Below are 19,770 nucleotides of genomic sequence, written 5' to 3'. Positions count from 1 at the left end.
GGCATACCCTGACCGCGTGCCCGCCGTCCTGCTCCTCGTCCTCGCGACGCTGTTCTGGGCGGGCAACTACCTCGTCGCCGAGCGTGCGGTCGAGACCCTGGACCCGCTGTCGCTGACCTGGTGGCGGTGGGTCCTGGCCGCGGTGCCCCTGCTGGTCGTGGCCCAGGTGGTCGAGCGGCCGGACTGGCGCCGGCTGATGGCGCGGTGGCGCATCCTGCTGCTCGCGGGCGTGCTCGGGGTGGGCGGCTACGGCCTCCTCCTCTACGCCGCCCTCGAGCGGACGAGCGCGGTCAACGCCTCGATCGTCAACGCGCTCAACCCGGCGGCGATCGTCGTGGCGGCCGTCCTGCTGGGCCAGGCGACGGCCGGGTGGCGCACCTGGGTCGGGGTGGGGGCAGGGCTGCTCGGGGTGCTCCTGGTGCTCACCCGCGGAGACCTCGGCCGCGTGCTGACGCTGACCTTCAACTCCGGCGACCTCATCATGCTCGGGGCGGTCGCGGTCTGGACGGCGTACACGCTCATCGGCCGTCGGCTCGGCCTGCCCGTGCTGGCCGCCACCGCGGTCCAGGTCGTGCTGACGACGGTGGTGCTGACCCCCGTGGTGCTGCTCACCGGCCTGTCCGCGCCACCGGACCGCGGCTCGTGGGCCGCGGTCCTGTTCATCGTCGTCTTCCCCTCCGTGGGCTCCTACCTGTGCTGGAACCTGGCGATCGGCCGGGTCCCCGCCGGTGTGGCGGGCACCTCGATGAACCTCATCACCGTCTTCACCGTGGCCATCGCGGCGATCCTGGGCCGGCCACCGACGGCCGTCCAGCTGCTCGGCGGCGTCCTCGTCGTCGGTGGCGTGCTGCTCGCGTCGCGCGGAGGACGGGGCGTCGCCCGTGCCGCGGAGACGTCCGGCCGTGCCGCCGAGACGTCAGCCCCTGCCGCCGAGACGTCAGCCCGTCCCGCCCGAGCAGCACCACCTCCTGCCGGAGGCGGGCACGGGGGCGCGACGCCGAGCGACCGCATACCCCCTGGGGTATGATCGTGCGTACCGACGGAAGGACCCCGGCATGACCACCCCCACCCGGCCGAGCCCGCAGGACGAGGCCGCCCTGGCGCGCGTCCGGGCGCTGACGCAGGCCCCCGTGACACCGGTCGTGCAGACCCCCACCTCGGTGCTGGGGACGCTGCGCGACACGTGGGCCGGCCATCGGCTGGCCGCCGCCGCCGTGATCGCCGCCGTCCTGGTCGTGGGCCTGGTGCTCCTGGCTCCGGGTGCCTCGTGGGGGGTGGTGCTCCTCGTGGGGGCCGGCACGGGGCTGGCGCTGGCGACCTACCTGCCCGCCGCCGGCCAGTCCCTGGGCCAGGCGTTCGGGGGCACGTGCGGGATCGCCGGCCTCTGCCTGCCGCTCCTCGGGGTCTCCCAGCTGGCCCAGGGGGCCGCCGGCACCGCCCAGGGGTATGCCGTCGCGCTCGTCGTCGTCGGCCTGGCCCAGCGGGTGCTCACCGCCGGGTCCTGCGGGACGCCTGCGCGCTGAGGGACCGCTCAGCCGGGCGCCTCGGCCACCGTGACGTCCACGGTGAAGCCACCCTCCAGGGAGCGGCCGAGCGTCGTCACCTCGACCGTCCAGGTGCCGGGGGCCGGCAGCGTCACCTCGGGAGCGACCCAGTAGCTGCCGGTCAGGGGCTGCAGGGCCAGCTCGCGCGGGGGCTGGCCGGGAGCGGCCACCGTCGCCGTGGCGGCGTCGACGGTCCTGGGGGAGCCGACCTGGTCGTAGAAGGTGAGGTGGAGGGCGTTGCCGCCCGCCCGGGCGGGGGTGAGGATGACGTCGACCGCCCCGTTCCCGTCGTCGACGGTGCTGGCGAACGAGCGGGCCTGCAGCGCCTCGCGGGCAGGCGGGGTGTTGACGAGCATGGCGGTCACGCCCAGGACGAGCGCGAGGACGACCAGCTCCACGCGGGCCGTGCGGAAGACGGCCTTTGAGGTGGTGACCGCGGCCACCAGCCGGGTCCGCTGCCAGAACCCCAGTCCCAGGAGCACGGCCACGAGGACGAGCTTGACCATGAGCGTGGCGCCGTAGCGGGTCGTCAGCAGGGTGCCGGGGTCCCCTCCGCTCTGCTGCGCGGCCGAGGCGACACCGGTGATCGCGACGACCACCACGGCTGAGAGCGCCACGGTGGAGAAGCGGCGGACCGCCCCGGCGGTCGCCTCGTCGGCACCGGTGCCGGCGGGTGCCAGGACGATGCCGAGGGCCGCCAGGCCGCCGATCCAGGTGGCCGCCGCCGCGTGGTGGACGACGTCGGAGGCGACGGCCAGCGCGGGGGCCCCGGCGGAGGCGGGGTGCCCGCTGAGGGCGAGCGAGACCATGACGAGCAGGACCGCTCCGCCCGCCACCAGCGGGACCACCGGTCCCGCCCTGCGCCAGAGCAGGGCGGCGACGAGGGCCAGGGCCCCCGCCAGGATCCGGAGGGCGTCGTGGAGTCCGGCCTCGGTGCCCCGCACGGCGTCGTCCAGCAGGGGGGAGGGCCTCCAGCAGAGAGCTGCCGGAGGCTTCGGCCACGTGGGACAGCAGCCGGCCCACGGACCCGAGCAGGACCGCCGCCGCCGCCCCCGTCGCGACCTGCGCCGCCCGGCGGCTGCGGAGCGTGGCCGTCGGGGCGACGACGCTCCGGAAAAGCACCAGCCCGCCCAGGACGGTGGTCCCGGCGAGCAGGACCCACCGGGAGACCCACCGGACGGCGGCCACGGTGGTGGAGGTCGTGAAGGTCGCGCCGGACACCGCGGACGACGGGTCGCCGGGGCCGGCGCTGCCGGGGCCGGGGTCGACCGGGGGGGCGGGGACGGAGGTCGGGGGAGGCGTCGGGGCCGGGGAGGTCGTGGTGGCGGCCGGGTCGGTCCCCGTCGAGGCGGCGCCGTCGGCGGTCGCGCCGTCCCCGGTGGTGCTGCCGCCGGTGCCGGCAGGGTCGTCGGCCGGCGATCCGGTGCCGGTGGGGGGACCGCCGGCGCCCGTCCCGTCGCCCCCCCGGCGGTGGGTGCGCCCGGGGCGTCTTCGGGGTCGTCACCCCCGTCGTCCCGCGCGTCCTCGAGCTCGTCCTGGGCGTCCTCCCTGGCGTCCTCGAGGTCGTCGCGCGCGTCCTCGAGGTCGTCGCGGGCGTCCTCGAGGTCGTCCGCGGCGTCGTCCCGGGCGTCGGACCCGCCGTCGTCCGGCTCCTCCTGGACGTGGAAGACGAAGCTGCCCGAGATGACGTGGGAGTCGGTCGAGACGACCGACCAGGACACCGCGTAGCTGCCCGCCTCGTCCGCGTCGACCTCGGCGGTGACCGTCGTCCCGCCGTCCCCGGTCGTCGTGTCGTCGTCGACCCGGTCCCCGTCGGGACCGACCACGCGCAGGCCGCCGAGCTCGACGTCCACCGGCGCGCTGAACTGCAGCGTCACGCTCTCGGGGGGCAGCGTGCGGACGGAGTCGGCGACCGGGTCGGTGGAGAGCAGCGTGGTGTGCGCGGCGGCCGGGGCCGCGACCAGCAGCAGGGGCAGCAGCAGCCCCAGGAGGCCCAGCAGGGCGTGGAGCAGGCGCGGACGGGGCGCCCGGGACCCCGACCGGCCCCCGGGCCTGCCGGTCCGCTCCTCAGTGCTCCGTACCGTGGCCGCCCCCACCACCTCCGCCACCGGGTCCGCCGGACACGTCCACGTGCACCGGCTGCGTGTCCGGCCCCAGGCGGAACTGCGCGGCCGCGGCGCCGCTGGGCACCTGGAAGACGACCACCCCGTTGATCCGGGCCCCCGGCGTCAGCGACTCGTCGCCGAGCAGGGCCAGGTAGGGGGGGTGTTCCTGGCCGTCCACCGTCAGCGTGACGTCCCTGGCAGGGAACTGCGTCCCCTCCTCCCCGCCGGAGAGGACCATCTCCACGGCGACCCGCTTGGACCCCTCAGGCACCGCGTCGGAGATCATCGACGAGCTCATCTGCATCCCCAGGGCGGCGAACCGGTCGGCGTCCTCGGGGTGCATGAGCATCATCGGGTCCTGGATCGTCCAGGCGCCGGTGACCACCACCTGCCCGCCGTCGTGCTCGACCTCGCTGCCCACCAGGGCGCGGCCGTCCTCGGCGAGCCGCCCCCAGACCGTGAGGGCCAGGAGCAGCACCGCGCCGAGGGCCACCAGCCCCCAGGCCTGGCTGCGGCGAAGGGGTCGGGGAGCCGGTGCCTCGTCGACCTCGGCGGGCGCGGTGGTCATTGGAGCAGCGCCTCCACCGCGGTGGGCACGGCCCCGCCCACCGCGGCCGGACCACCGAGCACGGTCACCCGCAGCGGGTCGAGCCGGACCAGCTCGTCCTGGACCACCTGGGGCAGCGCGGTCGGGGTGGTCAGCAGGACGGGCGCCCCGTCGAGCCCGGCCACCGGACCGGCCGCCAGGGCGTCCGGGAAGTCCAGGCCCGTGGCCAGGAAGGCCCGGTCGGCGCGCGGGTAGAACGCCTCGGCGACGGCCGCCGCGGTGGCGTACCGGTTCGCACCGGCCACGCGTTCCGGCTGCACGCCGGCCGCGGTCGCGATCTGATCCAGGACGGCGTCCCCGACCGCGGCCGACCCGCCGAGCACGACGACGCGTGCCGGCTGCAGCCGGGCGAGCTCGGCGGCCGTGTCGGAGGGCAGACCGTCGACCTGGGTCAGCAGCATGGGTGATCCGTCCCGCGCGGCCGGGGCGCTGCCCGCCAGGGCGTCCGGGAAGCCCGCCCCGCTGGCGAGGACCACCGTGTCGACGCCGGGGGCGAAGGTGGCAGCGCTGATGGCCGCCGCCGTCGCGTACCGGTTGGCCCCGGCCAGCCGGGTCACCGTGCCCGTCCCCTCGGGGACGAACGCCCGCAGCTCCTCGAGCACCGCCCCGTCGACCGCGGCCGTGCCGCCCAGGACGACGATGTGCTGCGGCGCGAGACGGCTGAGCTCGGCCGTGGTGGCCGCCGGCACCGTGGACGGGGTCGTCAGCAGCAGCGGGGCCTGGGCCCGGGCCGCGGCCGGACCACCGGCCAGGGCGTCCGGGAAGGTGGTGCCGCTGGCCACGAACACGGTCTCCACGCCCGGCTCGAACCGCGAGGCGCTGACCGCCGCGGCGGTGCCGTAGCGGTTCGGGCCCTCGAGCCGGTCGACCACCACGCCCGCGGTCGTGAACACGCTGCTGAACGGGGTCCCGGCGGCGTTCCCGCGCAGGTCGGTCACCGACGCGTCCACCTCGACCCGGTAGCCGCTCGTCCGGGCCAGCCTGTCCTCCGGGTCGAGCACCACCGTGGAGACGGCGACGTCGAGGCTGTGGTCCTCGACCACCGTCGCGGGCACGGGGTCGCCGGAGTCCACGTCGACCAGGCGCACCTGGTCGGCGAGGCCGCCGAGCTCGACCCGCTCGGAGAAGGTCAGGATCACCGCACCGTTGCGGGGCACGTCCTCGGCCCCGTCGGCCGGCTCGACCGCGGTCACGGTGGGCCCGGTCACGTCGTCGGCGTCCAGGACGAGCACCTGGGCCATGTCCGCGAGGGGGTGGGTCACCGTGCCTCCGTCGGGGTCGGACATCGTGACCGTGGACGTCGCCGAGATCTCCAGCACGCCCCGGCCCGGGTATGCCGTCACCGGCACCGTGACCTCCACGGTGCCGTCGCCGCCCGTGGTCACGGTCGTGCTGAAGGCGTTGGGCTCGGGGGCGGTCAGGCTGACCTGGTGCCCCGACCCCAGGGGTCGGCCGTCGACGGACAACGCCGCCGTGACGGTCACCTCGTCGGGCAGGGACTCCACCACGAGCGGGTCCGGCGTCAGCTCCATCACGGGGGCGCCGGGCACCGGTGTGAGGGCCTCGTTGATGACCCGTAGCGGCGAGCAGCTCATGTACGGGCTGGGGCACCGTTCGAGCGGGACCGGGAAGCGCTCGGTCCCCGGGGCCGGCTGCTGGTGCACCCGCAGCACGCCCCAGCTGCCGGAGGACAGGCCCATCGTCCCGTTCGCGACGCCGTAGCGGAAGTCGCCGACCGACCGACTGCAGGAGCCGCCGGCGGCCTCCACGTGCAGGGTCGCCGACCCGCCCGTCGCCAGCGACCCGGCCACGCCCTGCCGGACCGAGTCCGCGTCGAAGGCGTGCTCGAGCCAGCTGTGGCCGCCCAGGGAGTAGGCCACGGTCCGGGCGCGGTCGGCCGCGTGCAGGACGTGGATCCGCAGGGGGTCCCCCTGGTGGGCCCGGATGATCGGGGTGTCCGGATCGCCGATCGGTTCCCCGTCGACCGGGTAGGTGGTGCTGAAGACGTTCGCGAGCCGCGCCCCGAAGTCGGGGTCGGTGAACGGCGCGCCCTGCGGGTCGCGCGGCGGGTCGGCGACCTCGTCCGTCACCGGGCCGGGCAGCCCCAGCCGGTGGTGGAGGGGGGCGTTGCGGTAGCTGACCGCCCGCTCACCGGCGTCCGGCCAGTCGTCCGGGATGGGGTCGTGCAGGACGGTCCCGTCGGCCGAGCGCAGGTTGAGCCCGTTGTGGTGGATCAGGACGGCGTCGCGGTAGCCCGCGCCCTCCCGTCCGGGCAGGACGTCGACCTGGGCCCCGGAGGTCACCCGCTCGCCCGTCATCGGGTCGCGGTAGACCGCGTTCGGCGGTCCCACGACGAGCCCGGCCAGGAGCCCGTGGTGTCGGTGCCCGCGGACGTCGCCGAAGGCCGTCAGGGGCACGGCGCCCAGCTCCCCGTCGGTGAGCGCGGGCTCACGGGCAGGGTCCTGGTAGGTGACCTGGTCGGCGTACCAGACGTACTGCACGGTGTCTCCCGGGCCGGCGGTCTGGTCGAAGTTGTAGCCCACGGTCGTGCCGTCGCTGGTGCGCACGTCGTAGCGCACGAGCGAGGGGTGCAGGGAGACCCGGGTGCCGGCATACCAGGGCCTGCCGGGTGTGAACTCCCCGTCCCCCTCGTCGTCGGGCGGGACCGGGAAGGCGGGCTCGAGGGTGATCGGCGCGTCCCCGTCGAGCGTGCCCCTGAGCCCGTGCTCGTCGAAGCGCTCCCAGTCGACCTCGTTGGTCAGGCTGACGATGACGCAGTCGCCCTCGTTGGCGCGCAGCACCAGCGGTTCGAGCTCCTTCTCCCCGGACCGGACGGCCGCGACGTCGGCGGACAGCACGTAGGCCAGCCCGTAGGGGTCGTGGTCGCCGTAGCGGTTGTAGACGATCTCGCTGTCGATGGCCGAGACCTGGAAGTACTTCTGCGGGGCTCCCGTCGGGCACGCCGGCGGCAGGGGCTGCTGGGCGCGGGGGATGTGCGCCGCCGGGTCCGGCGCGGGCAGGGGGTAGCCGGTGACCAGGCCGACCGGGTTGTCGGGCAGCGGGGTCAGGGGGTTGGCGGTGGTCTGGTCGAAGACCCGCATGACGCCCCAGGCGCCCAGCCAGAGGTCCTCCAGCCCGGTCCCGCCGTAGAGGAAGTCGGAGACGCGGGGCTGGTTGCCCAGCGGCGGCGTCGGGCAGACCACGTCGCCGCCCAGGCCGCAGTCCACGCCGACATCGCTGATGTTGAACGCCTCGGAGACCCCGATGTGGCGGGCGTTGATGTAGGGGGAGGCGGGGTCGAGCGCGTCGCGGCGCCAGCGCACCCCGTGCACGGTGAAGTTGTGCATCTCCTCGTGCGAGCCCTGGATCAGGCGGAAGCGCACGTTGTCGCCACGGTTGGCCATGAGGACGGGAGTCTCCGGGTCGCCCCAGATCCGCGAGCTGAAGGTGTAGGCGGGGTCGACCCAGCCGGCCGCCCGCAGCTCGGCCCGCGTCGGCGGCGGAGCCTGCGGGTCGGTGACCGGACCGGGACCGGGACCGGCGAACTGGCGCAGCAGCATGGGTGCGCTGCGGTAGTTGATGCCCATCCCGCCCTGGTCGTTGCGCGCGGCCTCCAGCGGCACCAGGGGCGGCTCGACGGCGTTGGCGCGGTCGAGGATGTCGGCGTGCGTGGCCGAGCGCTGGAAGACCGGGATGAAGTCGGCGATGGCGACGCCGAACTCGCGGAAGTCGTCCTGTCCCGCGGGGCCGATGGGTCCATGGCCGAGCCGTGGGCGGTGCCGACGCAGGACGTCCCGCAGACGGGCACGCCCCGACCCTCGGTGTTCACCGGCTGGAGGAACTCCCCGGTGAGGGGATCGCGGCTGTCGTAGCCCTGACCCTCGACGACGAGGGCGGAGAACAGCCCGCGGTTCTGCAGGGTGCCGGCGAAGTGGTGGTCGTGCATGAACGCGGTCCGCAGCTCGTAGTCGGCGTACCAGCGCTCCTTGATGGTCTGTCCCTCCGACAGCCAGCTGGCCCGGGCGTCCTCTGCCTGCTGGACCGGGTCGCGGTCGGTCGGTGCCACGGGCACGCAGGACGCGCCCTCGGGGCAGGGGATCTCCCCGTCGAGGACGCCCTGGGTGAACGCGGCCTGCTCCTCGGTGAAGGCGGCCTGCTGGTAGTTCCAGCCGTTGGAGGAGCCGTCGGAGGCCAGGACGTCGAAGTTCACCAGGTGGATGTGGGCGCCGACCATGTTGGTCGCGACCAGCTCCTGGTAGGCGTCGTCGCCGATCCAGTTGGGCGTGCGGTTGGTCAGCTCGAAGTTGATGCAGTCGCCGGCGTTGACCCGGAAGAAGAAGGGCTCCGGTTCGATCTCCCCTGCGAGCACCGCGTCGACGTCGGCGTCGGCCACGATGATGCGGCCCTGGACGTCGCGCCAGCCCTGCGGGTTGGCCTGGTCGCCGTCGACGTAGGTCAGCGGCAGCTGGATGACCGAGGCCCGGTAGGTGACCTCCCGGGCTCCGGGGACGCAGGGGTCGACGACGGGGGCCCCGGGCAGCGGCTGGGCGTCCGGGTCCAGCTCGGCGCCGAAGACGTAGTCCGGGTCGTGGTAGGCCCGGGTGACCTGCTGCTCCAGCGCCAGCCGGTGGGCCGTGCGGGCCACGACCGGGTCGGCCGGGTCGAAGCCCTCGCTGGCCGTGACGGCGACGTTGGTACCGCCCAGGGTCAGGTCGGGGGTGGCGGTCCACAGCCCGAGCTGGACCGTCCACGACCGCCGGCCTCGCCGGTGACGGCGACGGCCTGCACGGTCTCGAGCGCCTCCAGCGCGGCCCGTACCTCCTCGGCGCTCGCGTCCGGCGCGAGCGGCGGCGACTCCGACCCGGCGAAGCCGAGGGTCAGGTCCGCACCGGGGTCGACGACGGCGACCTCCTGGGTCGCCTCCAGCAGGGCGGGGTCGAGCGGGGTGGTGCCCACGCTGCGCACGACCGGGGCGTCCACCGGGTCACCGGCCTCGTCGAGCACGACGCTGCCGTCCTCGGTGAACTCGCGCTGCCAGACGCCGAGCGGGGGCTGGGGCGCGCGGGAGCCGTACTCGCCCGGGATGAAGCGCGGGTAGCCCGGGTTCTCGGGCGTGGGGGCGTTCTTGGCCGGGGGCACGCGGGGGTGGGCCGGCTGGTCCGGGGAGATCTCGGCCAGGGCCAGCCACCGGGTGACGCGGGTGCCGTCCGGCAGGGCCCCGGTGCCGTCCTCGTAGGTGTCGTGGACGCGCATGAGGGCCCAGAAGCCCCACGAGAAGTGGGTGTAGAGGTGGCAGTGGTAGATCGAGTCGCCGACGGTGCCGGCCCTGGCCCCGGCGCCGTAGTTGAGGTCCGCGGTGAACGCGGTCCAGGGGGAGTAGGTCTGGGAGTCGATCGTGGTGGCGCGCGGCTGGGCCGCGGAGGTCGGGCGCGGGGGGTTGCTCTGCGCCGGGCCCAGCTCGTCCGGTTCGGCGGGCCAGGTATGCGCGTGCAGGTGGAAGACGTGGGTCTCGTAGACCCCGGCCTGCCCGAAGCGCAGCTTGATCGGGTCGCCCTGGTAGGCGCGGGTGACGTTGGCCACGTAGCAGGACGTCGGGGTGTCGTCGTCGGTGGCCAGGGTCAGGCCGCAGTCCTCGATGTTCTCCGCGGGCAGCCCGCCGGCGACGGTCGCGGGGTCGACGTCCTCCCACTCCGGCTCGGTGGGCAGCCAGGGGCCGGTGCCCGAGGCCAGCTTGACCAGGCCCGGGTCCCCGTAGACCCAGGAGGACAGGACGGTCTCCTCCGAGACGCACTCCTCGCACCACACGTCCCCCTCCTTGTTCCACGTGGCGCGCTTGATCTCCGGCTCCGAGCCGTAGTTGATGCTGAACCGTTCGAACAGCGGCTCGGCCTCCGGACCTGGCCGTCGCATGGGCAGCAGGTCCTGGCTGACCAGCACGCTCTCCCGGTAGCGCAGGAAGCTGCCCTCGGTGGGGACGGTGATCACGGCGTCGACGTAGAGGTCGCCGTTCTGCCGGGCCACGGAGGCGTACTGCTGGTCGGGGGTGGTGGAGGACAGCTCGGCCCCGCTCACCGGGTCGAACCAGCGGGCCCCGGCGGGTTGGACCGCCAGCCCGCCGTACAGGCCGTGCTCGGCGCCACCGCCGTCGGCGTCCGCCCCCGCGGGCATGCCCTGGTCGCGGAAGAGGTAGAGGCCCGAGCTCTGCGGGGCGACCCAGTAGTAGGTGTGCGTCTGACCGGGGGCGACGGTGCTGTCGGCGTTGTGCCCGAGGCTGCTGCCCTCGCTGGTCTGGGGGTTGTAGGAGACGCCGAAGGCCTGCAGGGAGACGTGCGGGTCGACCTGGGGCAGCCACGGGCCCATGCCTGCCCCGGGGGTGTCCAGCAGGCCGTTGCGCAGGGTGATCTCCAGGCAGTCGCCGACATTGGCGCGCAGGACGAGGGGCCGCGGGCGCAGCCGCCGGTTGCCGGCCGGGTCGTCGGCCGGGTCCGCGGCGAGCGGGACGTGCCAGTGCTGGACGGCGGCGACGTCCTGCTCCAGCGCGAAGAGCATCCCGTCGGCGTCCCCGTCGGTGAGCTGCTGCGTCCCGGTGACCGGGTCGACGGCGGCCTCGCCGCTGTCGTTGGCCCAGCGGCTGAAGGGGATGAAGGCCCGCACGGCCGCGACGTCGTAGGAGCGGACGGCCGTCTCGGCCGTGCACGCGGGGACCGCGGGCACGATGGCGGCGGACCCGGAGGTGGCCGGGAGGGCGACCAGCATGCCTCCGGCCAGCAGCGAGAAGGTGGAGGCCCACCCGACCGAGAGCCGGCCGAACCGGGCGGGACCGGCGCGGAGCGCACGCCGGAGGGTGTCCGTCGACGCTCGCCCGGCGGCTCCCGCCACCTGGACCGTCACGGCCGCGAGCACGACGAGCGGGGCGAGGTCGGCCCCGACGTGCAGCGCGTGCTCCAGCACCCCCATCCCGGCCATCGCCGGGTGTGCGCCCGGGGTGGCGTGCGCGTGTCCGCCGTCGGCCAGCAGGCCCCCGAGGAGCGACAGCACGACGCCGGCCGCCACGACGGTGACGGCCAGCAGGGTGAGTCCGAGGGCGGCCCGGACGGCCGGAGCCGTGGGCAGACGACGCCCGAGAGCTCTTCGGGCAGCGGCCCGGGCGGCGGTCCCGGCCAGCACAGCCGGCAGGAGCGCGGCGCCGGCGGCGGCCACCGCGCCGGGGGCGAGGACGGTCGCGGGGTCCGCCCCGACCTGCAGGACGGCCACCCCGAGCGTGACCGCGAGGGCGCCACCGACGTACGTGAGCAGGTGGCGATGCGTGAGCAGGTGGTGGTTCGCGCGCTCCGGCGGCCCCCCGGTCCTGCGCGCCCGGAAGCGTTCGCTGGTCCGAGGACGAACCCGTCCCCGGACGACGGATACGTCCATCGTCAAAGCCCTTCCCCGAGCGACACGCGGCATCGCCGCATGACGTTCGTCACACCGTAGACCCGCGAGGACGGTGTTGGGAAGACGTTTTCTTGACCTTTTCCTTACCTGGACTTTGCCAAGCGCTCGGCGTGCCCGGCGTCAGCGGGCCTCGGGGCCCTCCGGCTCGGTGACGTCGGCGACCCGGGCGTCCAGGCTGGCCAGGACGGCCTCGGCGTTGACCGTCACGGCGACCCCGTGCGCGCCGGCGCCCAGCGAGATGGTCCGGTCCCGGTCCCCGGTGAGGGTGTCGTCGGCGACCACCGGCCAGGCGGTGGTCGAGCCGAACGGGGTGATCGTCCCCCGGGCGTAGCCGGTGGCCTCCCGGGCGCCCTCGGCGTCCGGCATCGAGAGCCGGCTCACCCCGAGCAGGGCCCGCAGCTTGGGCCAGGAGATCTGCCGGTCGCCGGGGACGAGGACGAAGAGGTGGTCGCCCTCGCCGCGACGCACGACCATCGTCTTGACGACGTCCCGCGGTCGCACGCCCCGCGCCTCGGCGGCCTCCTGCAGGCTGCCCACCCGCCCGTGCCGGGTGACGGTGTGCTCCAGGCCGCTGGCTGCGACGGCGTCCAGGGCGCGCTGCTCGCTCATGACCAGGACGGTACTCCGGAGTGACAGACCCGGTGGCGTTGCGCGACCGGCACGACGTCTGGCGCGACCGGCGCGACACCCTGGCGCGACCGGCACGGTGACTGGACATGGCTGCCCGGCCCGCCGGCGATTTCATAATCCAGGGTTGGTATCCGCATAATCGATGCATGCCGAACAATCGCTTCCCCTCCGTGGTCGACGACGTCACCGTGCGCCTGGTCGCCGGCGTGGTCCTCCTCGTCACGCTCAGCACGCTGGTTCTGCAGCAGTGGTGGTTGCTCGTGCCCCTCGCGCTCGACTTCGTCCTGCGCGCGACGCTGGGTCCGCAGGCCAGCCCCGTGTCCCGGTCCGTGGGCCGGTGGGTGCGCCCCCGGGTCGCCGCGGTCCCGCACCCCACGGCCGGCACCCCCAAGAGGTTCGCCGCGGCCATCGGAGCCGTGCTGACGTCCGTCGCCGTGCTGCTCTGGGCGACCCACCTGCTCACCGGCTCGGCCGTCGCCCTCGCGGTCGTCGCCGGGATCACCGCGGTCATGGTCGTCTTCCCCGCGCTGGAGGCCGTCCTCGGCCTGTGCGTGGGCTGCCGCCTGTTCGCGGTCCTCATGCGGACGGGGCTGGTGCCGGAGGACGTCTGCGTGGAGTGCTCCGACATCACCGGCCGGCTCCGGGCCTCGGGTCTCGCATCCGGGACGCACCCCGCGCCGACCTCCTGATCGCCCGGGCCGCCCCGCCCTAGAGTCGGGGTGTGCCCAGCTCCACCTTCGACAGCCTGTGGTCCGACCTGGAACCGGTCGGACGTGCCCGCAGCGGCGGCTACCGGCGCTTCGCCTGGACCGCCGAGGACCACACCCTGCGCGAGTGGTTCGCCGGCGAGTGCCGTCGCCGGGGTCTGGACCTGACGACCGACAGGGTGGGCAACCAGTGGGGCTGGTGGTGGGACGGGCCGGGGACCGTGGACGACGCGGTCACGGCCGGCCGTCCCGGCGTGGCGATCGGCTCCCACCTGGACTCGGTGCCCGACGGTGGCGCGTTCGACGGTCCGCTGGGGGTCGTGTCGGCCCTCGCCGCGGTCGACCGGCTGCGCGAGGCCGGCCTGACCCCCGACGTGCCCCTGGCGGTCGTGAACTTCGTCGACGAGGAGGGTGCCCGGTTCGGCATCGCGTGCGCCGGCTCCAGGGTCCTCACCGGTCAGCTGTCCCCCGAGCGGGCCCTGCGCTGACCGATGCCGACGGCACCACGTACGCCGAGGCCCTGCGCGCCGCCGGCCGCGACCCGGCCGACCTCGGTCCGGACGAGGAGACGCTGCGCCGCGTCGGCACCTTCGTCGAGCTGCACGTCGAGCAGGGCCGGGCGCTCGTCGACCTCGGCGCCCCGGTCGCTGTCGCCAGCGACATCTGGCCGCACGGTCGCTGGCGCTTCGACTTCCCCGGCGAGGCCAACCACGCCGGCACCACCCGGCTGGAGGACCGCCGCGACGCCATGCTCGGGTATGCCGACCTCGTCCTGGGCGCGCGCCACGTCGCCGCGCAGCGGGGGTGCGTGGCGACGGTCGGCAAGGTGGCCGTCACGCCCGGCGGGGTCAACGCCATTCCCTCGCACGTCACCGGCTGGCTCGACGCCCGCGGCCCGCAGGAGGACCAGGTCGAGGCGCTCGTCGACGAGCTGAGCGGCCGCGCCGCCGAGCTGGGGGCCGAGGTCGTCCGGGAGAGCTGGACGCCCACGACCCGGTTCGACACCGACCTCTCCGAGCGGCTCAGGGGGGTGCTCAGAGGAGCGGCGGGCACGGCGGTCCCCCGCGGAGCGGGGGACGGGGGAATGGTCCGCGGAGCAGGGGGGATCGACGCACCGCTGTCGGTCCCCGTCCTGGGCACCGGCGCCGGTCACGACGCCGGCATCCTGGCGACCGCCGGTGTCCCCTCCGCCATGCTCTTCGTCCGCAACCCGACCGGCGTCTCGCACAGCCCGGCCGAGCACGCGGAGCGCGACGACTGCCACGCCGGGGTCCAGGCGCTGGCCGCGTGCGTCCGCGAGCTGACCGTCCGCGCCACCGACCCTCGCGCCGCCCGGCCCGCCGGGGGCAGGACGCACCCGCCGCCCGGCCCGCCGGGCAGGACGCACCCGACACCCCGTCCCACCCGGACTCCGACGCATGAGCACGACCTACGCGGCGGCATACGCCTCCCTGCCCGACGGGCTCGCCCGGGACGTGCGCCTCACGGTCGAGGACGGCCGGTTCCTCGCCGTCACGAGCGGCACCGCCGCCGAGCCCGGCGACCACCGCCTGCCCGGGGTGGTCCTGCCGGGACTGGCGAACGCGCACAGCCACGCCTTCCACCGGGCGCTGCGGGGACGCACCCACGACCGCGGCGGCACCTTCTGGACGTGGCGGGAGCGGATGTATGCCGTCGCCGCCCGCCTCGACCCCGACAGCTACCTGGCCCTGGCGCGGGCGGTCTACGCCGAGATGGCGCTCGCCGGGGTCTCGGCGGTGGGGGAGTTCCACTACCTGCACCACGGGCCGGGCGGGCGTCGTTACCTGGAGCCCAACGCCATGGGGCAGGCCCTCGTCGAGGCGGCCGCGCAGGCCGGGATCCGGCTGACGCTGCTGGACACCTGCTACCTGGCCGGCGGACTCTCGGGGGAGGGGCACGCGCCGCTGGAAGGGACCCAGCTGCGGTTCGGGGACGGCGACGCCGACGCGTGGGCGCTGGTGGCGGACCTGCGGGACGCCACCGACGGCGGCCCGGCCCACGTGCGGGTCGGCGGGGCGATCCACTCGGTGCGCGCGGTGCCGCGGGAGCAGCTGTCCGTCGTCGCGGCCGCGGTGCGGACGAACTTCGGCGGGCGGCCGTTCGCGTACCGGGCGGTCGGCGGCGACGGGGGAGGGGCCCGCCCCGCCGCCGACGGCGTGACCGGTAGGCCCCTGCACGTCCACCTGTCCGAGCAGCCGGCCGAGAACCAGGCGTGCCTCGACGCGCACGGCCTGACGCCCACCGGGCTGCTGGCCGCCGAGGGCGTGCTCGGCCCCGACCTGACCGCCGTGCACGCCACCCACCTGACCGGCGAGGACATCGGCCTGCTCGGGGAGCATCGCGCGTGGGCCTGCTTCTGCCCCACCACCGAACGGGACCTCGCCGACGGCATCGGACCGGCGTCGGCGCTGCGCCGCTCCGGGGCCAGGCTGTGCCTCGGCTCCGACCAGCACGCCGTGATCGACCTGCTCGAGGAGGCGCGGGCGCTGGAGATGCACGAGCGGCTCGACAGCCTCGAGCGCGGCCGGCTCACGCCCGAGCAGCTGGTCGCGGCGGCCACCGCCCAGGAGAGCATCGGCTGGGCCGACGCCGGTCGGCTCGAGGCCGGCGCCCGGGCCGACCTGGTGGCGGTCCGCGACGACACCGTGCGCACCGCCGGCTCCGACCCCGCCCAGATCCTGCTGTCCGCCGCCGCGGCCGACGTGGACACCCTCGTCGTCGACGGCCGGGTCGCCGTCCAGGACGGCCGCCACCGGCTCGGCGACGTCGGGCGACTGCTGCGCGAGGCCATCGACCCCCTCTGGAAGGACTCCTGACGTGAGCATGCTCATCACCGGCATCGGCGAGCTCGTCACCAACGACGAGACGGTCGACGCTGCCGTCGACGACCCGTTGCACGCAGGCCTGGGGGTCGTCCGGGACGCCGCCGTCGTCATCAGCGGAGGTGGTGAGGACAGCGCGCCGACCGTCGAGTGGGTCGGGCCGGCCGACCGGGCGCCGGCGGCCGACTGGTCGATCAGCCTCGAGGGCCGCGCCGTCGTGCCCGGCTTCGTCGACAGCCACAGCCACCTGGTCTTCGACGGCGACCGCTCGGCCGAGTTCGCCGCGCGGATGTCCGGCACCCCCTACGACGGCGGCGGGATCGCGGTGACGGTGGACGCTACCCGGGCCGCCGACCGGCCACGGCTGCGCGAGCTGCTGCAGCGGCGGGTCTCGGAGATGCGCTCCCAGGGCACCACGACCGTGGAGGTCAAGAGTGGCTACGGCCTGACCGTGAAGGACGAGGTCGAGGCCCTCCGGCTGGCCCGCGAGGTGACGGCGGAGGTCACCTTCCTCGGCGCCCACGTCGTCCCGCCCGAGGCGAGGGGGTCGGCGGCCGAGCGGGCGGCATACCTGGACCTGGTGGTCGGCGAGATGCTCACAGCCTGCGCGCCCCACGCCCGCTGGATCGACGTCTTCTGCGAGCCCGCCAGCCCGCACGCCTTCGACGGCCAGGAGTCGCGGCGGGTGCTGGAGGCCGGGCGGGCCGCCGGCCTGGAGCTGCGCGTCCACGGCAACCAGCTCGGCCACGGCCCCGGCGTGCAGCTGGCCGTCGAGCTGGGCGCGGCGAGCGTGGACCACTGCACCTACCTGTCCGACGAGGACGTCGAGGCGCTCGCGGGCAGCGACACCGTCGCGACGCTGCTGCCGGGGGTGGAGTTCTCGACCCGGCAGCCCTACCCGGACGCCCGCCGGCTGCTCGACGCCGGGGTGCAGGTCGCCATCGCCACCGACTGCAACCCGGGGACCTGCTACTCCTCCTCGATGCCGCTGATGATCGCCCTCGCCGTCCGCGAGATGGGGATGACGCCCGCCGAGGCGCTGCGTGCGGCGACGATCACCGCCGCGACCGCGTTGCGCCGCACCGACATCGGCCGGGTCGCCGTGGGCCAGCGGGCCGACCTGGCGCTCGTCGACGCACCCAGCTGGCTGCACATCCCCTACCGCGTGGGGGTGCCGGTGGTGCGGGCGCTGGAGGTGTAGTGCCACTTCTGTGGCATGATGGTGGCATGGTCAGGGTGAGGATCAGCACGACCGTCGACCAGGACCTGCTTGCACGGGCCCGGGCGCTGGCACCCGGGACCACGGACGCCTCCGTCGTCGAGGCTGCGCTCGAGTCGCTTCTCCGGTCTCACCGGGAGGCGGAGGTGGACGCCGCTTACGAGGCGGCCTATGTCAGGACGCCCCTGCCGACGACGGACGAGTGGGGCGACCTGGAGACGTTCCTGGACGCGGCGTCCCGCACGTGATGATCACCAACCTGCCTGGACGGGGAGAGCTGTGGTGGGCCGATCTGGAGGACCAGGGGAGCCGGCCGGTTGTTGTGCTCAGTCGGGATGCGGCTGTGCGGGGCCGTCGTCGGGCCATGATCGCCGCCTGCAGCACGGTGCGCCGAGGCCTGCCCAGCGAGGTGGTTCTCGATCCGGCAGAGGGTGACCCGGTCGTCAGACCGAGCGTGGTGCAGCTCGACGCCGTCGTCGACGTCGACGTCCGCGTCCTCACCCGCCGACTGGGGCGGCTCGGTGACCTCCGGATGCGCGAGGTGTGTCAGGCGCTCGCCACGGCGACAGGGTGCTGAGCGAGGACCCCTTCACCGCCAGCCCAGCGAGGGCGCGACCTCCTCGACGACCGTCCGCAGCACGTGGGCGCAGTAGTCCACGCCCAGCTGGTTGGGCAGGGTGAGCAGCAGCGTGTCCGCCTCGGCGACCGCGGTGTCCTGCTCCAGCTGACGCACCAGCTCGTCGGGCTCGGCGGCGTAGGTCCGCCCGAACGTGGCCCGGCCGCCCTCGAGCATCCCGACCTGGTCGGTGCTGCGCCGCTCCAGGCCGAAGTAGGCGTGGTCCTCCGCCGACACCAGCGGGAAGATGCTGCGGGACACCGACACCCGCGGCGTCCGGTCGTGCCCGGCCGCCTGCCACGCGTCGCGGAACCGTCGGATCTGGTCGGCCTGCAGCTCGTGGAAGGGCACGCCGCCGTCCTCGGTCAGCAGGGTCGAGCTCATCAGGTGCATCCCCTGCGCCGCAGCCCATTCGGCGGTCGCCCGGGTGCCGGCGCCCCACCAGATCCGCTCCCGCAGCCCCTCGGAGTGCGGCTCGATCCGCAGCAGACCCGGCGGGTTGGGGAACATCGGGCGCGGGCTGGGCTCGGCGAAGCCCTCGCCCGAGAGCACCTCCAGAAACCGTGCGGTATGCCGCCGCGCCATGTCCGCGTCGGTCTCGCCCTCACGCGGGTGGTGGTCGAACTGGCGGTAGCCCTCGACGACCTGCTCGGGCGACCCGCGGCTGATCCCCAGCTGCAGCCGGCCGCCGGAGACGAGGTCGGCGGCGCCCGCGTCCTCGGCCATGTAGAGAGGGTTTTCGTAGCGCATGTCGATCACCCCGGTGCCGATCTCGATCCGCTCCGTCCGGGCTCCGACCGCGGCCAGCAGCGGGAACGGCGAGGCCAGCTGGCGGGCGAAGTGGTGCACCCGGAAGTACGCCCCGTCGGCCCCCACCTCCTCCGCCGCGACCGCCAGGTCGATCGACTGGAGCAGCACGTCGGACGCGGACCGCGTCGCCGACTGCGGGTGCGGGGTCCAGTGGCCGAAGGAGAGAAAGCCGATGCGCTTCATACCCGTGGTCAACGTCGGGGGCGGGCTGGCATTCCGGCCGCCTCAGACAAGCCGCTGCGTGAGCACCCCGCGGCCCGGCGTCCACTCCGCGGTCGCCAGTGCCCCGCTCATCATCGGCATCCGCGGCGCCACGTGCCCGCACTCGACACCGGCGACCAGCGGCACGCCCAGCGGTCCCAGCGCGTCCAGGACCGCGTCCTGCTGGGTGTAGCCGTCCGCGTCGGGCGCCGACGTCCGCCCCACGAGCACCCCCACCGCGCGGTCGAAGAAGCCCGCCAGCCGCAGGCCGTGCAGGTGCCGGGCGACGACCGTCAGCGCGTCCGCCTCGGCCGCCTCGAGGTGGACGAGCACACCCTCGGGAGCGTGCACGTCGGCCCAGGCGCCCACGTCCAGGTAGGGCGTCCCGGTGAGGTTGGTCAGGGTCTCCACGCAGCCGCCCAGCAGCCGGCCCGTCAGCGTGACCGGCTCGGTGGAGTCCAGCCGCTGCCACGACCCCGTCCCGTCGAGCTCCAGCTCGGTGGCCCCCGGGTGCAGGGCGTAGTCGACGAAGACCCCGTCCTGGTACCGCCCCGGCGAGGACTGCCGCACGTCCTCGCCCGGCGCCGCCACGCACAGGTCCCACCAGGGGAGCAGGCCCGCGGGCTGCCGGAAGGGCGTGTCCATGAGGTTGGCCCCGTGCACGCTGGCCCAGCCCGTGAGCAGCGTCAGCGGCGTGAGCACCGTCGAGATGTCGGAGTAGCCGACCGTCCAGGTCGGCTCGGCCCCCGCGACCCGGTCCCAGTCCACGAGGTGCAGCAGGTCGATGGCCAGCTCGCCGCCCCACGGCGGCACCACCGCCCGGACCTCGGGGTCGCAGAGCATCTCTTCCAGCTCGGCGGCCCGCTCCGTCGCCGGGGCCGAGACCACCCCACCGCCGTCGAGGCACCGGCCCGGCCGCACGGCATACCCCTCGCCCCGCAGGGCGTCGAACGCCACCTCCAGGCGCGGTCGCAGCGCGGGGCCAACGCCGCTGCTCGGCGCGGTCACCCCGACGACGTCCCCGGGGCGCAGCGGGGCGGGATAGAGGGTCACG

Annotated in this window: 15 protein-coding genes and 1 pseudogene; 8 read left to right on the top strand and 8 right to left on the bottom strand. The window is 75.1% G+C overall.

Features of this window, described 5'->3' with window-relative positions:
* The first annotated feature begins 16 nt into the window (after positions 1-16).
* Positions 17-1,027: a DMT family transporter gene (locus tag ACQ95T_RS17995; protein ID WP_425942316.1), complete on the top strand. Its 1,011-nt coding sequence runs from the start codon at positions 17-19 to the stop codon at positions 1,025-1,027.
* A 28-nt stretch (positions 1,028-1,055) separates the two neighbouring features.
* On the top strand, positions 1,056-1,523 hold the full coding sequence (locus tag ACQ95T_RS17990; RefSeq protein WP_425942314.1) for a hypothetical protein: 468 nt from the start codon (positions 1,056-1,058) through the stop codon (positions 1,521-1,523).
* Between the two features lie 8 nt (positions 1,524-1,531).
* Here ACQ95T_RS17990 and ACQ95T_RS17985 read toward each other — a convergent pair whose 3' ends face one another.
* The 6 genes from ACQ95T_RS17985 to ACQ95T_RS17960 all read right to left on the bottom strand — a co-directional run bounded on the left by ACQ95T_RS17985 (position 1,532) and on the right by ACQ95T_RS17960 (position 12,299).
* Positions 1,532-3,652 carry a copper resistance protein CopC gene (locus ACQ95T_RS17985; RefSeq protein WP_431473227.1) on the bottom strand — a complete coding sequence of 707 codons (2,121 nt, stop codon included), beginning with the start codon at positions 3,650-3,652 and terminating at the stop codon, positions 1,532-1,534.
* Positions 3,612-4,217, bottom strand: a complete 606-nt coding sequence (locus ACQ95T_RS17980; protein WP_425942310.1) for a hypothetical protein — start codon at positions 4,215-4,217, stop codon at positions 3,612-3,614. Before ACQ95T_RS17980 ends, ACQ95T_RS17985 begins: the two co-directional genes overlap by 41 nt.
* A complete protein-coding gene (locus tag ACQ95T_RS17975) occupies positions 4,214-5,497 on the bottom strand; it encodes a cell wall-binding repeat-containing protein (RefSeq protein WP_431473856.1) in 1,284 nt (427 codons plus the stop codon). The genes ACQ95T_RS17980 and ACQ95T_RS17975 overlap by 4 nt, the downstream gene beginning before the upstream one ends.
* Positions 5,498-7,623: 2,126 nt before the next feature.
* Positions 7,624-8,901 carry a hypothetical protein gene (locus ACQ95T_RS17970; protein WP_431473226.1) on the bottom strand — a complete coding sequence of 426 codons (1,278 nt, stop codon included), beginning with the start codon at positions 8,899-8,901 and terminating at the stop codon, positions 7,624-7,626.
* A gap of 62 nt (positions 8,902-8,963) precedes the next feature.
* Complete coding sequence (locus ACQ95T_RS17965; RefSeq protein ID WP_431473225.1) at positions 8,964-11,669, bottom strand: multicopper oxidase domain-containing protein; 2,706 nt, start codon at positions 11,667-11,669, stop codon at positions 8,964-8,966.
* A gap of 141 nt (positions 11,670-11,810) precedes the next feature.
* A complete protein-coding gene (locus ACQ95T_RS17960) occupies positions 11,811-12,299 on the bottom strand; it encodes an aminoacyl-tRNA deacylase (RefSeq protein ID WP_425942306.1) in 489 nt (162 codons plus the stop codon).
* A gap of 167 nt (positions 12,300-12,466) precedes the next feature.
* Here ACQ95T_RS17960 and ACQ95T_RS17955 point away from each other — a divergent pair, with 167 nt between their 5' ends.
* The 6 genes and pseudogenes from ACQ95T_RS17955 to ACQ95T_RS17930 all read left to right on the top strand — a co-directional run bounded on the left by ACQ95T_RS17955 (position 12,467) and on the right by ACQ95T_RS17930 (position 17,666).
* Complete coding sequence (locus tag ACQ95T_RS17955; protein WP_425942304.1) at positions 12,467-13,009, top strand: DUF4395 domain-containing protein; 543 nt, start codon at positions 12,467-12,469, stop codon at positions 13,007-13,009.
* A 32-nt stretch (positions 13,010-13,041) separates the two neighbouring features.
* Positions 13,042-14,333 (top strand): annotated as a pseudogene (locus ACQ95T_RS17950) (allantoate amidohydrolase); the annotation flags it as partial.
* Between the two features lie 112 nt (positions 14,334-14,445).
* Positions 14,446-15,864 carry a formimidoylglutamate deiminase gene (locus tag ACQ95T_RS17945; RefSeq protein WP_431473224.1) on the top strand — a complete coding sequence of 473 codons (1,419 nt, stop codon included), beginning with the start codon at positions 14,446-14,448 and terminating at the stop codon, positions 15,862-15,864.
* Between the two features lies 1 nt (position 15,865).
* A complete protein-coding gene (hutI, locus tag ACQ95T_RS17940) occupies positions 15,866-17,071 on the top strand; it encodes an imidazolonepropionase (protein WP_425942298.1) in 1,206 nt (401 codons plus the stop codon).
* 35 nt (positions 17,072-17,106) lie between these two features.
* Positions 17,107-17,337 (top strand): type II toxin-antitoxin system VapB family antitoxin, encoded by a 231-nt coding sequence (locus ACQ95T_RS17935; protein WP_431473223.1) that lies wholly within the window; start codon positions 17,107-17,109, stop codon positions 17,335-17,337.
* Entirely contained in the window at positions 17,337-17,666 is a 330-nt protein-coding gene (locus ACQ95T_RS17930; RefSeq protein ID WP_425942511.1) for a type II toxin-antitoxin system PemK/MazF family toxin, read from the top strand. Before ACQ95T_RS17935 ends, ACQ95T_RS17930 begins: the two co-directional genes overlap by 1 nt.
* Before the next feature lie 12 nt (positions 17,667-17,678).
* Here ACQ95T_RS17930 and ACQ95T_RS17925 read toward each other — a convergent pair whose 3' ends face one another.
* Together ACQ95T_RS17925 and ACQ95T_RS17920 are read right to left on the bottom strand one after the other, a co-directional pair.
* Positions 17,679-18,698, bottom strand: coding sequence for an LLM class flavin-dependent oxidoreductase (locus tag ACQ95T_RS17925; protein WP_425942294.1), 1,020 nt, complete (start codon positions 18,696-18,698; stop codon positions 17,679-17,681).
* Positions 18,699-18,740: 42 nt separating this feature from the next.
* On the bottom strand, positions 18,741-19,769 hold the full coding sequence (locus ACQ95T_RS17920) for a S66 family peptidase (RefSeq protein WP_431473222.1): 1,029 nt from the start codon (positions 19,767-19,769) through the stop codon (positions 18,741-18,743).
* Between the last annotated feature and the right edge of the window lies 1 nt (position 19,770).

Origin of the sequence: Ornithinimicrobium carbonis, assembly GCF_050703245.1 — a bacterium.
GTDB lineage: Bacteria > Actinomycetota > Actinomycetes > Actinomycetales > Dermatophilaceae > Ornithinicoccus.
The sequence above is the reverse complement of the archived record's forward strand: the minus strand, read 5'-3'. Positions and strand labels throughout refer to the sequence as shown.

What these genes read in the sequence shown, in the direction of transcription:
- ACQ95T_RS17955 (WP_425942304.1), top strand. Translation starts at nt 12,467, where the DNA reads ATGCCGAACAATCGCTTCCCCTCCGTGGTCGACGACGTCACCGTGCGC.
- ACQ95T_RS17960 (WP_425942306.1), bottom strand. Translation starts at nt 12,299, where the DNA reads ATGAGCGAGCAGCGCGCCCTGGACGCCGTCGCAGCCAGCGGCCTGGAG.
- ACQ95T_RS17975 (WP_431473856.1), bottom strand. Translation starts at nt 5,497, where the DNA reads ATGGCCCAGGTGCTCGTCCTGGACGCCGACGACGTGACCGGGCCCACC.
- ACQ95T_RS17990 (WP_425942314.1), top strand. Translation starts at nt 1,056, where the DNA reads ATGACCACCCCCACCCGGCCGAGCCCGCAGGACGAGGCCGCCCTGGCG.
- ACQ95T_RS17930 (WP_425942511.1), top strand. Translation starts at nt 17,337, where the DNA reads ATGATCACCAACCTGCCTGGACGGGGAGAGCTGTGGTGGGCCGATCTG.
- ACQ95T_RS17925 (WP_425942294.1), bottom strand. Translation starts at nt 18,698, where the DNA reads ATGAAGCGCATCGGCTTTCTCTCCTTCGGCCACTGGACCCCGCACCCG.
- ACQ95T_RS17965 (WP_431473225.1), bottom strand. Translation starts at nt 11,669, where the DNA reads ATGGACGTATCCGTCGTCCGGGGACGGGTTCGTCCTCGGACCAGCGAA.
- ACQ95T_RS17980 (WP_425942310.1), bottom strand. Translation starts at nt 4,217, where the DNA reads ATGACCACCGCGCCCGCCGAGGTCGACGAGGCACCGGCTCCCCGACCC.
- ACQ95T_RS17945 (WP_431473224.1), top strand. Translation starts at nt 14,446, where the DNA reads ATGAGCACGACCTACGCGGCGGCATACGCCTCCCTGCCCGACGGGCTC.